The 12,832-nt window shown below is 54.7% G+C and carries 10 protein-coding genes and 1 pseudogene; 2 read left to right on the forward strand and 9 right to left on the reverse strand.

Annotated elements, in window-relative coordinates; translation table 11 throughout:
- Window positions 1-36 precede the first annotated feature (36 nt).
- From lspA to HVX72_RS22255, 4 genes and pseudogenes are all read right to left on the reverse strand, one after another.
- The gene (lspA, locus tag HVX72_RS17680) at window positions 37-534 is read right to left on the reverse strand and encodes a signal peptidase II (protein ID WP_042290214.1); all 498 of its coding nucleotides are present in this window, start codon (window positions 532-534) and stop codon (window positions 37-39) included.
- Window positions 534-3,350, reverse strand: a complete 2,817-nt coding sequence (gene ileS, locus HVX72_RS17685) for an isoleucine--tRNA ligase (protein ID WP_042290217.1) — start codon at window positions 3,348-3,350, stop codon at window positions 534-536. The genes lspA and ileS overlap by 1 nt, the downstream gene beginning before the upstream one ends.
- Window positions 3,351-3,384: 34 nt before the next feature.
- Complete coding sequence (gene ribF / locus HVX72_RS17690; RefSeq protein WP_181822007.1) at window positions 3,385-4,320, reverse strand: bifunctional riboflavin kinase/FAD synthetase; 936 nt, start codon at window positions 4,318-4,320, stop codon at window positions 3,385-3,387.
- Window positions 4,321-4,327: 7 nt separating this feature from the next.
- Window positions 4,328-4,546: pseudogene (locus HVX72_RS22255) on the reverse strand (DUF2575 domain-containing protein).
- A 102-nt stretch (window positions 4,547-4,648) separates the two neighbouring features.
- Here HVX72_RS22255 and rpsT point away from each other — a divergent pair.
- Window positions 4,649-4,912, forward strand: a complete 264-nt coding sequence (gene rpsT / locus HVX72_RS17695) for a 30S ribosomal protein S20 (RefSeq protein WP_002887965.1) — start codon at window positions 4,649-4,651, stop codon at window positions 4,910-4,912.
- A gap of 114 nt (window positions 4,913-5,026) precedes the next feature.
- On the opposite strand, the gene nhaR is transcribed toward rpsT, so the two are convergent.
- The 4 genes from nhaR to dnaK form a co-directional block, all read right to left on the reverse strand.
- On the reverse strand, window positions 5,027-5,926 hold the full coding sequence (nhaR, locus tag HVX72_RS17700) for a transcriptional activator NhaR (protein WP_042290226.1): 900 nt from the start codon (window positions 5,924-5,926) through the stop codon (window positions 5,027-5,029).
- A 64-nt stretch (window positions 5,927-5,990) separates the two neighbouring features.
- A complete protein-coding gene (nhaA, locus tag HVX72_RS17705; protein ID WP_042290227.1) occupies window positions 5,991-7,157 on the reverse strand; it encodes a Na+/H+ antiporter NhaA in 1,167 nt (388 codons plus the stop codon).
- Window positions 7,158-7,331: 174 nt separating this feature from the next.
- Complete coding sequence (gene dnaJ, locus HVX72_RS17710) at window positions 7,332-8,465, reverse strand: molecular chaperone DnaJ (protein WP_042290231.1); 1,134 nt, start codon at window positions 8,463-8,465, stop codon at window positions 7,332-7,334.
- Between the two features lie 85 nt (window positions 8,466-8,550).
- Window positions 8,551-10,467, reverse strand: a complete 1,917-nt coding sequence (gene dnaK, locus HVX72_RS17715; RefSeq protein WP_042290234.1) for a molecular chaperone DnaK — start codon at window positions 10,465-10,467, stop codon at window positions 8,551-8,553.
- 356 nt (window positions 10,468-10,823) lie between these two features.
- Here dnaK and satP point away from each other — a divergent pair, with 356 nt between their 5' ends.
- On the forward strand, window positions 10,824-11,390 hold the full coding sequence (gene satP, locus HVX72_RS17720) for an acetate uptake transporter (protein ID WP_060570764.1): 567 nt from the start codon (window positions 10,824-10,826) through the stop codon (window positions 11,388-11,390).
- Between the two features lie 30 nt (window positions 11,391-11,420).
- Here the strand turns inward: satP and HVX72_RS17725 are convergent, their stop codons facing one another.
- Entirely contained in the window at window positions 11,421-12,728 is a 1,308-nt protein-coding gene (locus HVX72_RS17725) for an MFS transporter (protein WP_181822008.1), read from the reverse strand.
- Window positions 12,729-12,832 lie beyond the last annotated feature (104 nt).

Here is a 12,832-nt window from a genome sequence, read left to right on the forward strand (position 1 = left end):
TTAAACAGGCCTCTACCCAAAGGCCGGATACGGCGTTTATGCCGCCGTTTTTTGCCTGGAAGGTATAAATCCTTCCAGCACGATCAGCGCCGCGCCGATACAAATCGCGCTGTCGGCGAGGTTAAACGTGGCGAAATGCCAGTCCCCGACGTAGAAATCGATCATATCGACGACGAAGCCGTGCCACAGGCGATCAAACAAATTACCCAGCGCGCCGCCAATGATTAACGCATAGGCAATGTTATTTAGTTTCTGCGTCGCTTTTGAACGGTACATCATCACCGTCAAAATAAGGCAGATACCTATCGCAATACCGGCAAAGAACCAGCGCTGCCAGCCACCGCTGTCAGCGAGGAAACTGAACGCCGCGCCATAGTTACGCGCATAATGCAGATTAAGCGACGGGAACAGCGCCACCGTATCCCCCAGAGCAAAGTTCTGGAGGATCAGGTATTTGCTGCCCAGATCGATAATCAGCACGACCACCACCAGCCACAGCCAGCGTAGCCCTGTTGAAAAGATCGGTTTACTCATCAGGCGAACTTACGTTTTTCGCCATCACCGGCGACATTGCTGACACAGCGGCCGCAGATATCTGCATGTTCCGCCACCTTGCCGACATCTGTAGTGTAATGCCAGCAACGCGGGCATTTATCACCTTCGGCTTTACTCAACGCGACTTTCAGTCCTTTAAGCAATTCGCTCTGCTGTGCGTCGGCAGAAGCCTCCGCATAGTCCGCGACTTTCGCGCCCGAGGTCAACAGGACAAATCGTAATTCGTCGCCCAGCGCGGTCAGCATGGCAGCCAGTTCCGGTTCCGCGTACAGGGTCACTGCCGCCTCCAGAGAACCGCCCACTTTCTTGTCCGCGCGCGCCTGCTCGATCACCTTGTTCACTTCGCCACGCACTTTCAGCAGTTCGTCCCAGAAGGCATCGTTCATTGGCTCGGTTTCACCTAAGCCAAACAGACCGTCGTACCACTCGCCGGTAAAGACGTATTTCTCACGCTCGCCCGGCAGGTAGCCCCAGATTTCGTCTGCGGTGAAGGACATGATCGGCGCCATCCAGCGCACCAGCGCTTCTGCGATATGGTACAGCGCGCTCTGGCAGCTGCGACGCGCGACGCTGTCTGCCTTCGCGGTGTACTGGCGGTCTTTGATGATGTCGAGATAGAACGAGCCCATTTCAACGGAGCAGAAACGCATCAGACGCTGCACCACTTCATGGAAGTCATAGTCCTCGTAGGCTTTCAGGATGTCGTCCTGCGCGGTTTTCGCACAGCCGACCGCCCAGCGATCCAACACCACCATCTCTTCCGGTTTCACCATGTCTTTCACCGGATCGAACCCGTTCAGGTTCGCCAGCAGGAAACGCGCGGTATTACGGATACGACGATAGCTGTCGGCGGCACGTTTCAGGATCTCGTCCGACACCGCCATTTCGCCGGTGTAGTCGGTAGATGCCACCCACAGACGCAGAATGTCTGCGCCCAGTTTGTTCATCACGTCCTGCGGCGACACGGTGTTGCCGATGGACTTGGACATCTTGCGTCCCTGACCGTCAACGGTGAAGCCGTGGGTCAGAACCTGGCGGTAAGGCGCTTTGCCCTTCATGGCGGTGGAGATCATCAGGGATGACATAAACCAGCCGCGGTGTTGGTCAGACCCTTCCAGATACATGTCGGCAGCGTGACCGGCAAACTCAGGGCGCACGTCAACCACAGAGGCGTGAGTAGACCCGGAGTCAAACCACACGTCCAGGGTATCCGGGACCTTCACGTACTGGTCGGCTTCGTCGCCCAGGATCTCTTTCGGGTCGAGATCCCACCACGCCTGGATGCCGTCAACTTCAACGCGTTTGGCCACCTCTTCCATCAGTTCAACGGCGCGAGGATGCAGCTCTTCGGTATCTTTGTGAACGAACAGCGACATGGGTACGCCCCAGGTACGCTGACGTGAGATACACCAGTCTGGACGGTTAGCCACCATGGATTCGATACGCGCCTGGCCCCAGTCCGGGATCCACTGCACGCCTTTAATCTCTTTCAGCGACTGGGCGCGCAGACCTTTCTGATCCATGCTGACGAACCACTGCGGAGTGGCGCGGAAGATGATCGGCGACTTATGACGCCAGCAGCACGGATAGCTGTGCTGCATTTTGGCCACGTGCAGCAGCGCGCCTTTCTCACGCAGTAGCTCAACGATCGTGTCGTTAGCTTTGAAAACGTTAACGCCGTCCAGCCCAGGATAAGTCCCAGCCAGATACGCGCCGTCCGGCCCTACCGGGTTGGCGATTTCCAGACCGTATTTCAGGCTGATGGTATAGTCGTCAGGACCGTGACCACCAGCGGTATGTACGGCGCCGGTACCTGCATCCAGCGTTACGTGATCGCCGAGGATAGCCGGGACGTCAAATCCCATAAACGGGTGAGTGAAACGCAGCAGTTCCAGCTCCGCGCCTTTTACGGTGCCGAGGATGCGGTAGTCCGCCACGCCAATGCGCTGCATTACGCTTTCCACCAGATCTTTCGCCAGGATCAGCGCCTGACCGTCGATCTGCACCAACGCATAGTCGAAATCCGGCGCCAGAGAGATCGCGCGGTTGGCTGGCAGCGTCCACGGCGTCGTGGTCCAGATAACCAACGAGATCGGCCCGCTGACGCCCGGCAGGCCAAACTTCGCCTGCACTGCATCCTGATCAACCGCCCGAAACGCCACGTCGATCGAAGGGGACGTTTTGTCGTAATACTCGACTTCCGCTTCCGCCAGCGCGGAACGGCAATCTACGCACCAGTGCACCGGCTTGGCGCCTTTATGCAGGTGGCCGTTGCCGATGATTTTACCCAGCGCGCGAATGATGTTGGCTTCGGTTTTGAAGTCCATCGTCAGATACGGATGCGACCAGTCACCCAGCACGCCCAGGCGAATGAAGTCTTTTCGCTGACCGTCAACCTGCGTAGCGGCATATTCACGGCATTTGGCGCGGAATTCGGCGGCGGTGAATTTCTCACCCGGCTTACCGTATTCTTGCTCCACTTTCAGTTCGATCGGCAGACCGTGGCAGTCCCAGCCCGGAACATAAGGCGAGTCGAATCCCGCGAGTCCTTTGGACTTCACGATAATGTCTTTCAGAATCTTGTTAACCGAGTGACCAATATGAATGCTGCCATTCGCATAGGGAGGGCCATCATGCAGAATGAAGGTTTTTTTGCCTTTTTTGGCCGCACGAATGATGCCGTACAGATCATCATCAGTCCAACGCGCCAGCATTCCCGGTTCGCGCTTGGCGAGATCGCCGCGCATCGGGAACCCTGTTTCCGGCAAATTCAGGGTTGATTTATAGTCACTCATCAGATTCTCGGTTCCGTATTTAATACATAGGCATTTAAGCCGGGTATCGCCCAAAAAACTCGCGGGCCGTTAATTCATCTCGCGCAATCTGCGCTTTCAGTTCATCCAGCGAAGCAAACCGCTGCTCGTTGCGTATTTTTTTACGCAGCACTACATCTATATGGCGACCGTAGAGGTCCATTGCAATATCCAGCAAATGCACTTCTAACTGTTGGCGCACGCCCGACACCGTTGGCCGGGTTCCGATATTCACCACGCCGGGCAATGGCTTTTCGCCAAGCCCCCTCACTTCTACCGCATACACCCCTTTCACCGGGGAGACCTGACGGCGCAGCGGGATATTCGCCGTCGGAAAACCAATGGTGCGTCCCAGTTCATCACCGTGGACAACGCGTCCGGAGAGAGTAAACGGGTGCCCCAGTAAACTTTCCGCCAGCGCCAGATTGTCTTCCGCCAGCGCCTGACGCACGGCGGTGCTGCTGATACGCACGCCGCCTTCACAGAAGGTTTGGGTGCTGGTGACATCAAAGCCATACTCCAGGCCAGCCTTCTGTAATAACAAGAAATCGCCCGCCCGGCCAGCGCCAAAGCGGAAATCATCACCCACAGCCAGAAATTGCACCCCGAGGCGTTTGACCAGCAGATCGCTGATAAACGTCTGCGCGGTAAGCGCGGCGAAACGTCGGTCAAAACGCACGCACAGCACGTAATCGACGCCACATTCCGCCAGGTAACGCAGTTTCTCCCGCAGGCGAGTCAGCCGTGCGGGCGCTTTATCCGTCGCGAATAGCTCAAGCGGCTGCGGCTCAAAGATCATCACCATCACCGGTAAGCCACGTTTGCGCCCTTCTTCCTGCAAACCTTGCAGCAGCGCGCGGTGACCACGATGCACGCCGTCGAAATTACCAATAGTCAACACACACCCGTGCGGGGCCTGACTAAGATTATGTATGCCGCGTATCAGCTTCATGTCTGGCTCAAAACAGTGAAAATCGCCAAAGTATACCTTGTACCGCGGTCAAGGTTAACCGGCGATTGATGCGCCAAAACGAAAAGCAGATGGATTTCATCGCCATGAGGCAAACTCAGCGCCTAAACTGACAAAGCAATTCAATTTTTATCGTCGAAAAGCTGTATTCACGCCCCGCAAGCTGGTAGAATCCTGCGCCATCACTACGTAACGAGTGCCGCTAGATTAACGGCGCTTATTTGCACAAATCCATTGACAAAAGAAGGCTAAAAGGGCATATTCCTCGGCCTTTGAATTGTCCATATAGAACACATTTGGGAGTTGGACCTTGGCTAATATCAAATCAGCTAAGAAGCGCGCCGTTCAGTCTGAAAAGGCTCGTAAGCACAACGCAAGCCGTCGCTCTATGATGCGTACTTTCATCAAGAAAGTATACGCAGCTATCGAAGCTGGCGACAAAGCTGCTGCACAGAAAGCATTTAACGAAATGCAACCAATCGTGGACCGTCAGGCTGCTAAAGGTCTGATCCACAAAAACAAAGCTGCACGTCATAAAGCTAACCTGACTGCACAGATCAACAAACTGGCTTAATCGTCCGTTCGTTATCGCTTTGTGAAAAAACCCGCTAACGCGGGTTTTTTTATGTCTGCGATCGGGCGTTTGACTGTGCCGGATGGCGGCGGCGCGTTATCCGGCTAACGAGGTTTATTTCGCCACAGGCATAAACAACGCCGAATAGTTGCTGTTACAGATGCGCTGCACTGCCGGGTGTTGAATCATGCGCTCGGCAAATATCGCGTGATACTCCTCCATCACGTTCTCCACGCGTCCTATCTCAACGATTGAATCATCTGCATAAAAATCATTTGCATAGAGCGTAGGCGCGACGAAAATCGCGTTGTGCGTGGCACCAAAGGCTTTCATTAACGCCGCGTCGTCGAACTCACCTAAAATCTCGACGTTGAGCCCCTGAGAGTTAAACCAGTTCAGCAATTTGCGTCCCAGCATAGAACGCCGACCAGGCACTAACAGGCGGCGCTCCTCCAGGCAGGCCGGAAATGGCTTTTCCGGCAGCGGATTCGTGCACCAGAAGCTGACGCTGCATTCGCCAATTTTTACCGAAAACAGCCCCTCCTGCTGTGTCGAATCGATCGGGCAGTCGGAAATGATCATGTCCAGCTTATGCTGGCTTAATTGTTCCAGCAGCATTTCATGAGTGGACTCAAAGCAGCGCAGATGAATTTGTTCATCTTCCACCACCGCCGCGTCCAGTACGCTGCTGACCAGACGTTTTGACAGCGCATCCGCAACGCCCACATCAAACAGCAGGTTCGACTCTTTGCGGTAGTTAACGATATCCAGCATCTCCTGGCTGAGCGTGAACATTTTATCGGCATAGCGAAATACCAGTTCGCCAAGCTCGCTGGGTTCAAGGCCGCGCCCTTTACGCTTGAACAATTTGCCCTGCAAACGCTCCTCGAGCGCTTTGATCTGTCCGGTAATGGTTTGCGGCGTCAGATACAGCGCTTCCGCCGCGCCAACCACGGATCCCTCTTTATAAACGTGCCAGAAATAATAGAGATGGTTGTAATTGATATGGGACATACTCTCTCCCTGAAAAATGTCACAAAAAGGGGAGCTGACTGCGCTCCCCTGCGAATGCTTACGCTCAGGCCGCCGCGCTTAAACGCGCGCGTAGCCAGCTATAGCCAATTACTGCCGACAGCAGCGAACCAATCAGGATCCCCAGCTTCGCCCAGTTAATCAGTTCCGGATCAACGCTGCCAAACGCCAGGCTGGCGATAAAGATCGACATAGTAAAGCCAATGCCGCACAGAATGCCGACCGCCATGATCTGCGGGAAGGTCGTCCCCTGCGGTAATTGCGCCATTTTCAGACGCAGCGCCAACCAGCAGAACAGACTAATGCCCAGCGGTTTACCTATCAGCAGGCCGGCAATAATGCCCAACGGCAGGATGGAGGTGAGCCCATCGATCGTCACGCCCTGCAGGGAAACCCCCGCGTTGGCGAAAGCAAACAGCGGCAGGATCATGTACGCCACCCACGGGTGCAAAACATGCTCCAGACGCTTCGCCGGAGAACGCCCGTGTTTCTCCTTGAGTGGAATAAAGAACCCGACAATCACTCCCGCTAACGTTGCGTGTACGCCAGACTTGAGCACCGCTGTCCAGAGCACGACGCCCACCAGAATATAAACCCCCGTTCGTCTTACCCCGCACAGATTCAGCAGCGCCAGTACCGCAATGGCGCATGCCGCCACGCCCAGAGATACCATCGACAGATCGCTGGTATAGAACAGCGCGATAATCACAATCGCGCCCAGGTCATCAATAATCGCCAGCGCCATGAGGAAAATTTTCAACGCCAGCGGTACACGGCTGCCCAGTAACGCCAGTACGCCCAGCGCAAAAGCAATATCCGTCGCCGCCGGGATCGCCCAGCCCTCACGTGTTACCGGGTCGGCATAGTTAAACGCCAGATAGAGCACAGCCGGAACAATCATCCCGCCAATAGCGGCAATAACGGGAAACGCCGCCTGACGCAAGCTGGCAAGGGAGCCTTGCATCAGTTCCCGCTTGACTTCCAGACCAATCAACAGAAAAAACACCGCCATCAGGGCATCGTTAATCCATAACAACATGTTTTTGTTGATTTCAAGCGCGCCAACGCGCAGTTGTACAGGAGTGTCAAGAAAAGCGTGGTACCACCCACTGGTGGCGCCGCTATTCGCCATTATCATGGCCAGCGCAGCGGCGATGATCAGTATGATGCCTCCGGAGGCGTCGCTGCTAAAGAATCGATGCAGATGTTTCACTTTTTATTCTCGCTTTCAGGTGAATACTTCGTAATGACCATCTTACTCCGCATGAATCATCGTTAAAATTAGATTATTTATGATGAATGAATCGGTTTTTACGAGTATAGACCAAAATAAAAAAGCCCGAGATCTCTCAATCTCAGGCTTGTTAAGCGAAATAACCGATGTGTCTTAGCGTGTCAGATCGTCGAAGAACTTTTTCACGCCGTCGAAGAAACTCTTGGAACGTGGGCTGTTATTTTCCCCTGTCGGTCCGCCAAAGCTTTCCTGCAGATCTTTCAGCAGTTGCTTTTGCTTTTCGTTCAGGCCTACCGGCGTTTCCACCACCACGCGACATAACAGATCGCCCTGCGCGCCGCCGCGAACGGACTTCACGCCTTTTCCGCGCATACGGAACAGTTTGCCGGTCTGCGTTTCACCAGGGATTTTCAGCTTCACACGTCCGTCGAGCGTCGGAACTTCAATCTCGCCGCCGAGCGCCGCCATTGCGAAGTTGATCGGTACTTCACAGTACAGGTTATTCCCTTCACGTTCGAAGATCGGGTGCTGTTTCACCTGGACCTGAACATACAGATCGCCTGCCGGAGCGCCGTGCTCCCCTGCTTCGCCCTCGCCGGAAAGACGAATGCGATCGCCGGTATCCACACCTGCCGGGATTTTAACCGACAGCGTTTTGCTTTTCTCAACGCGACCATGACCGTGACATTTGTTGCACGGGTCTTTGATCAACGTACCCCGTCCCTGACAGTGCGGACAGGTTTGCTGAACGGCAAAAAAGCCCTGACGCATCTGCACCTGGCCGGAGCCGTGACAGGTCGGACATGTCTGCGGCTGAGTGCCCGCTTTTGCCCCGCTACCGTGACAAACATCACACTCTTCCAGCGTCGGAATACGGATCTCTTTGGTCACGCCACGTACGGCTTCTTCGAGGGTGAGATCCATGTTGTAACGTAAATCGGCCCCACGCGCGGCACGTTGACGGCCCCGGCCACCGCCGAAGATATCGCCAAAAACGTCACCAAAAATATCGCTGAAGTCAGCGCCGCCGCCAAAGCCGCCGCCACCGCCCATTCCACCCTGCTCAAACGCAGCATGCCCGTACTGATCGTAAGCGGCGCGTTTTTGCGCATCGGTCAGCACTTCGTAGGCTTCTTTGATCTCTTTGAACTTGGCTTCGGCCTCTTTATCACCCTGGTTACGGTCCGGGTGATATTTCATGGCCAGGCGCTTGTAGGCCTTTTTGATTTCACGCTCTTCCGCTGATTTGGAAACGCCCAAAATCTCGTAATAGTCTTGCTTAGCCATCTCTTTTTATCTGCCCTTAACATGCGTGCACGGGCGGAGAGGAAACCTCTTCGCCCGTGCCAGTAATTACCCGTTCAAAGGGCGATTATTTTTTGTCTTTCACTTCTTCAAACTCAGCGTCGACAACATCGTCATCTTTCGCATTGTTTGCGGAAGCGTCAGCGGAGCCTGCCTGCTGCTGTGCGTGCTGCTGCTGGGCGATCTCCATCAGTTTCTGGGAAACCTGCGCCAGTTCCTGCATCTTCGCTTCGATAGCCGCTTTGTCTTCACCTTTCAGCGCCGTTTCCAGGCCGCTCAGCGCAGACTCAATGGCCGTCTTATCGTCAGCCGGCAGCTGATCGCCTGCTTCTTCTACCTGCTTACGCGTGCTGTGCAGCAGATGGTCGCCCTGGTTGCGGGTCTGAACCAGCTCTTCGAACTTACGGTCAGATTCTGCGTTCGCTTCTGCTTCGCGAACCATTTTCTGAATCTCTTCCTCGTTCAGGCCAGAAGATGCCTTGATGGTGATCTTCTGCTCTTTACCGCTGTTTTTGTCTTTCGCGGAAACGTGCAGGATACCGTCAGCATCGATATCGAAGGTGACTTCGATCTGCGGCATGCCGCGCGGCGCTGGGTTGATGCCATCCAGGTTGAACTGACCCAGAGATTTGTTATCAGACGCGCGTTTACGCTCACCCTGCAGCACATGGATGGTTACCGCAGACTGGTTGTCTTCTGCAGTAGAGAACACCTGGCTGTGCTTGGTCGGGATGGTGGTGTTTTTGCTGATCAGCGCAGTCATGACGCCGCCCATCGTTTCGATACCCAGCGACAGCGGGGTAACGTCGAGCAACAGAACGTCTTTCACATCCCCGGTCAATACACCGCCCTGAACGGCAGCACCGATAGCCACGGCTTCGTCCGGGTTAACGTCTTTACGCGGTTCTTTACCAAAGAACTCAGCCACTTTCTTCTGCACCATTGGCATACGGGTCTGACCACCAACGAGAATAACGTCGTTGATATCAGACACGGACAGGCCAGCGTCCTGCAGCGCAACTTTCAGCGGCTCGATAGAACGGTTCACCAGATCTTCGACCAGGCTTTCCAGTTTCGCGCGCGTCACTTTGATGTTCATGTGTTTCGGACCGGTGGCATCTGCGGTGATATACGGCAGGTTCACATCGGTCTGCTGTGCGGAAGAAAGTTCGATTTTCGCTTTTTCCGCCGCTTCTTTCAGGCGCTGCATGGCCAGCGGGTCATTACGCAGGTCAATGCCCTGATCTTTCTTAAATTCTTCAACCAGATAGTTGATCATACGGCTGTCGAAGTCTTCACCACCCAGGTGGGTATCACCATTGGTTGCCAGAACTTCGAAGGTTTTTTCGCCGTCAACTTCGTCGATTTCGATAATAGAGATATCGAAGGTACCGCCACCGAGGTCGTAGACCGCGATAGTACGGTTGCCAACTTCTTTATCCAGACCGTAAGCCAGTGCCGCTGCGGTCGGTTCGTTGATGATACGTTTGACTTCCAGACCTGCGATACGGCCAGCATCTTTGGTTGCCTGACGCTGAGCATCGTTAAAGTATGCAGGTACGGTAATAACCGCTTCCGTTACCGGCTCACCCAGGTAATCTTCCGCCGTTTTCTTCATTTTTTTCAGCACTTCGGCAGAGATCTGCGGCGGCGCCATTTTCTGGCCTTTCACATCAAGCCACGCGTCGCCGTTATCGGCGCCGATGATTTTGTACGGCATGATAGAAACATCGCGCTGGACTTCTTCGTCCTGGAAGCGGCGGCCAATCAGGCGTTTGATCGCAAACAGGGTGTTTTGCGGGTTTGTCACTGCCTGACGTTTAGCCGGCTGACCAACCAGAGTTTCACCATCCTGGGTATATGCAATGATAGAAGGCGTGGTGCGATCGCCCTCAGCATTCTCCAGCACGCGTGCCTGAGTGCCGTCCATAATCGCTACACAAGAGTTGGTAGTACCCAGGTCGATACCAATAATTTTACCCATCTAAACGTCTCCACTAAAAATTCGGTCAACATGTGGTTGTGAGTCTGTAATAAGGGCGAAACGTGCGGTTTCAACTACCCCTGAATCGTTTTTTTTCAGACTCGCCATTGCGGTTGACTACTAAGTGGGGTCGTAACCCACTTCATCAAGGGGGGAATGAAAAAAATTTTTGCTTTTGATGAGAAAAAAGCCTCCGACGGCGTTGTGATGTCAATCACGTCAAAAATAACGCCGTTTCCCCTGATGAGATCATAGACAGCCACCTCGCCCCTGATTATTATGCCGCGCCCCGAACGCGGAACCGTTTTTCGGGGAAACTATTTCACCATTCAATCAATGATGATTTTTGAGGATTTATGGGCAACACTAAGTTGGCTAACCCGGCACCGCTGGGCCTGATGGGCTTCGGCATGACCACCATTCTGCTTAACCTGCATAACGCGGGTTTCTTCGCCCTTGACGGTATTATTCTCGCGATGGGAATTTTCTACGGCGGCATCGCGCAAATCTTTGCCGGTCTGCTGGAATACAAAAAAGGCAACACTTTCGGCTTAACCGCCTTCACCTCTTACGGCGCCTTCTGGCTGACGCTGGTCGCCATTCTGCTGATGCCGAAAATGGGTCTGACCGACGCGCCGAATGCGCAGTTCCTCGGGGTATTCCTCGGTCTGTGGGGCGTCTTCACACTGTTTATGTTCTTCGGTACGCTGAAAGGCGCACGCGCGCTGCAGTTCGTCTTCCTGAGCCTGACCGTTCTGTTCGCCCTGCTGGCTGTCGGCAACATCGGCGGCAGCGAAGCGGTGATCCACATCGCAGGTTGGGTCGGTCTGGTATGCGGCGCCAGCGCGATTTACCTGGCGATGGGTGAAGTGCTGAACGAGCAGTTTGGCCGCACCATTTTGCCAATCGGCGACGCGCATTAATCATTTATCCCCCCGCCTGGGGGGATACTCTCACTGCCGTTGTAGCTCTGCCTGTATGTCCGTGTTGTGATAACACCTATCCTGCCGCAACCAAATTCCCAGTCCTAGCCCTACCAGCGACAGCGCCAGCACATACCATGCCGGGGCCATTGGCGATACGTTCATTAGCAACGTCACCGCAATGGGCGTCAGGCCGCCGAAAATGGCGTAGGAAACATTGTACGAAAACGAAATGCCGGTAAAGCGAACCTCCGCAGGGAACGCGCGTACCATTACGTATGGCACAGCGCCGACCACGCCTACGCACAATCCCACCAGCCCGTATAAAAGAAATAATCGCGCCGGGTGTTCACCCGCCAGGTGATAGAAGAGCCCACTGGAACAGGCCAGCAGAACACTGCCGACAATAAAGGTTTTGCTGGCGCCGACGCGATCGACAAGGTAGCCGGAGAGCAGGCAGCCGACGCAGAGCATGATGGTCGCCACGCTGTTGGCCTGGAGCGTCAGGGCAGGAGCCAGTCCATACTGTTTTTGCAGCCAGACCGGCGACATCAGTATGACCACCACAATACCCGCAGAGAGCAGCCAGGTCAGCAGCATTGAGATGATGACGGCTTTCTGATGCCTGACCACCACCGACTTCACCGGTAACTCCTGCGCCAACGCTTTACGCTGTTGCATTTCCAGAAAGACAGGCGTTTCCTGTAACCAGCGGCGCAGGTACATCGCCACCAGGCCAAACACACCGCCGAGCAGGAAAGGAATGCGCCAGCCATAGTCGTGGACCGCCTGGGAAGAAAAATGGGTATTGACCTGTGTTGCCACCACTGAGCCGAGCAGGATACCCACCGTCAGCCCCGCCGTTAGCGTGCCGCAGGCAATGCCGATACGATGTTCCGGCACATGTTCGGCGACAAACACCCACGCGCCCGGCACTTCCCCGCCAATCGCCGCCCCTTGCAGGATGCGCATCAGCAACAATAACAGCGGCGCGGCAATGCCTATCGCGGCATAAGTCGGTAACAGACCTATCGCCAGCGTGGGCACCGCCATCAGCAGGATGCTCAGAGTGAACATTTTCTTGCGCCCGACCAGATCGCCGAAATGCGCCATGATGATGCCGCCTAACGGACGCGCCAGATAGCCTGCGGCAAAAATACCAAAGGTCTGCACCTGACGAAGCCATTCCGGAATGTCTGCCGGGAAAAACAGCTCACCAACAACGGCGGCAAAAAAGACGAAGATAATGAAGTCGTAAAACTCCAGCGCGCCGCCCAGAGCGGCCAGCGTCAGCGTTTTATAGTCCTGACGATTCAAAGATCGGGCATGTTGTGACATAGCAAACCATCATTAAGGCGTGATTGGGCGATCGCGCATCGCCCTTGTAAAGTAAACCTTACTTTAACGTAAATAAATCAACACACCAGATTTGCCGATGCTTA

The organism is Citrobacter sp. RHB21-C05 (assembly GCF_013889015.1).
Taxonomy (GTDB): Bacteria; Pseudomonadota; Gammaproteobacteria; order Enterobacterales; family Enterobacteriaceae; genus Citrobacter_A; species Citrobacter_A sedlakii.

Bases quoted from the DNA above. Each gene is read 5' to 3' on its own strand.
- satP (WP_060570764.1), top strand. From the start codon at position 10,824: ATGGGCAACACTAAGTTGGCTAACCCGGCACCGCTGGGCCTGATGGGC.
- lspA (WP_042290214.1), bottom strand. From the start codon at position 534: ATGAGTAAACCGATCTTTTCAACAGGGCTACGCTGGCTGTGGCTGGTG.
- dnaJ (WP_042290231.1), bottom strand. From the start codon at position 8,465: ATGGCTAAGCAAGACTATTACGAGATTTTGGGCGTTTCCAAATCAGCG.
- nhaR (WP_042290226.1), bottom strand. From the start codon at position 5,926: ATGTCCCATATCAATTACAACCATCTCTATTATTTCTGGCACGTTTAT.
- dnaK (WP_042290234.1), bottom strand. From the start codon at position 10,467: ATGGGTAAAATTATTGGTATCGACCTGGGTACTACCAACTCTTGTGTA.
- ribF (WP_181822007.1), bottom strand. From the start codon at position 4,320: ATGAAGCTGATACGCGGCATACATAATCTTAGTCAGGCCCCGCACGGG.
- HVX72_RS17725 (WP_181822008.1), bottom strand. From the start codon at position 12,728: ATGTCACAACATGCCCGATCTTTGAATCGTCAGGACTATAAAACGCTG.
- ileS (WP_042290217.1), bottom strand. From the start codon at position 3,350: ATGAGTGACTATAAATCAACCCTGAATTTGCCGGAAACAGGGTTCCCG.